We start from the raw sequence: 1,829 nt of genomic DNA on the forward strand, positions 1-1,829 counted from the left end.
CCCCCAGCCGCGCCCCGCCCCCGCGCCCCCACCCCCCCCCGCCCGCCACACCACCAGCCGCGCCCCGCCCCCGCGCCCCCACCCCCCCCGCGGGGGGGCCCACCGCTCCCAGAGCGTCCGGGCCCTGCGCGCCTATCTGCCGCGGCTGCTGGACGCCGGGTATTTCGTCAGCGTCCCCGAACCGAAATACACCTGAGGGAACGGAAGAACCGCACGACCGGATTTCGCCGGCCCGGCCAGGACGCTCAGTGCACCTCGACCAGGCTGGCGAAAGCGACGACATTCCCGTCGTAGCCGTTCTGCTTGGAGAAACCGCCGCCGCAGGTGATGACCCGCAATTCGGCGCCCCCCTTCGACGCGTACACCCGGTCGCCGGGGAAGTTGTTCTTCTCGAACACCTCGACGCCGTACACCTCGAAAACGGCCGTCTTCCCGTCCTGCCGGATGATATCGACCCGGCTTCCCTGCTTGAGGGCGCCGAGACCGTAGAACACGGCGGGGCCCTGAGTGTTGTCGACATGGCCGACGACCACCGCCGTGCCCTTCTCGCCGGGAGACACCGACCCGGTGAACCAGCCCGCCAGATTCGGGTCCTCCGGCGGTGGCGCACCGACCCAGCCGTCCCCGTCCAGACCGACCGGGATCACCGGCGCGTCGACCTGGATCGAGGGGATGCCGACCCGGTCCGGCATGGAGTACGGCAGCGGCCGCACGGTGTCCGCCAGGATCCCGCCGGACACCCGGCGGTCCGGGGCGGCCGCCGACGCGGGCTGCGGCGGCCCCTCGTCGAACTCGCCGGAGCCATTGCGGACGAGCGCGAGACCGGTCAGCAGAACAAGCGCTATCACGCCCCAAGGAGCGCGCTGCTTCCGCCGCTCCTGCTCTTCGGCCAGCTCGGACCCGTGCATTCGACTTCCCCTCTCGACGAGGCCGTCGCCGCGTCATTCGCGCATACGACGACGCTAAGTCCGGCGCGCGCGACCGGCGACGGGGCGGATGCGAACGGGTGGCCCGGACAATCGGGGTGCGCCATCCGAGTTGCCACCGGCCGGAAAATTCTGACGGTGTGTGACCTGCGGCAATTCCCCTTGTGGGCGCATCGGTCGGCGTGTCCTCTCACCAGGACGGACCAGTGCCGAAATGCGGCCTCGGGCACGGCAACTGAGGGTCTTTCTGGGAGGCGCTTTCTCGCCGATCGACCGGGGACGGTTCCCGGGGCGTCTTCCGCGGAGGATGACATGCGTACAACTCGTGCCCTGGCGGTCGCCGCCACCGCGGTCGCCGCCCTCGGCATCGCCGCCCCGGTGGCCGCGGCCCGGGACGGCATGCCCGTCGGACCGAGCAACATCGTCGCCCTGCCCAGCGTCATCGCGCGCGGCGGGCAACTGACCATCACCGTCGACGGCTGCCCGCAAGGCGGCACCGCGACCTCGGACGCGTTCCCCTCCACCACGCTGAGCCCGGTCCCGGGCGGCACCACGGCGAAGGGCACCGCGACGATCGACAGAAACGCGCGGTCGGGTGCGCACAGCATCACGGTCCACTGCACGGGCTCGGCCCGGCCGCTGACCCACCCGAACGCCTTCACCGTCATCGGCGGTGTCCGCGGCGGACTCGGCGGCAGCAGCACCACGGGTGCGACGCCGACCGACATGGCCATCGGAGGCGGGCTCATCGCCGTGGCCCTCATCGGTGGCGGGGTGTTCTGGATGCGGCGGCGAGCGGAGAAGCAGACCTGACCCCGCTGCCCCATCTGCCCAACAGGAGACAGGCCGCACGCACGCAGGATTTCGCCCCGGCCCCCTTTTCGGGGGAACCCGGGGCGAAAT

At 71.7% G+C, this 1,829-nt stretch carries 2 protein-coding genes and 1 pseudogene; 2 read left to right on the forward strand and 1 reads right to left on the reverse strand.

Features of this window, described 5'->3' with window-relative positions:
• Positions 1-196, forward strand: a pseudogene (locus tag ACFWYS_RS46600) (hypothetical protein); the annotation flags it as partial.
• Between the two features lie 49 nt (positions 197-245).
• Here the strand turns inward: ACFWYS_RS46600 and ACFWYS_RS46605 are convergent.
• The gene (locus ACFWYS_RS46605; RefSeq protein ID WP_384783194.1) at positions 246-908 is read right to left on the reverse strand and encodes a class F sortase; all 663 of its coding nucleotides are present in this window, start codon (positions 906-908) and stop codon (positions 246-248) included.
• A gap of 330 nt (positions 909-1,238) precedes the next feature.
• Between ACFWYS_RS46605 and ACFWYS_RS46610 the strand changes: the two genes are divergently transcribed.
• Positions 1,239-1,739 carry a hypothetical protein gene (locus ACFWYS_RS46610; RefSeq protein ID WP_384783197.1) on the forward strand — a complete coding sequence of 167 codons (501 nt, stop codon included), beginning with the start codon at positions 1,239-1,241 and terminating at the stop codon, positions 1,737-1,739.
• The last annotated feature ends 90 nt before the right edge of the window (positions 1,740-1,829 follow it).

This window comes from Streptomyces sp. NPDC059010, assembly GCF_042740355.1.
Taxonomy (GTDB): domain Bacteria; phylum Actinomycetota; class Actinomycetes; order Streptomycetales; family Streptomycetaceae; genus Streptomyces.

Coding starts and splice junctions, on each gene's coding strand:
- ACFWYS_RS46610 (WP_384783197.1), top strand. CDS start 1,239: ATGCGTACAACTCGTGCCCTGGCGGTCGCCGCCACCGCGGTCGCCGCC.
- ACFWYS_RS46605 (WP_384783194.1), bottom strand. CDS start 908: ATGCACGGGTCCGAGCTGGCCGAAGAGCAGGAGCGGCGGAAGCAGCGC.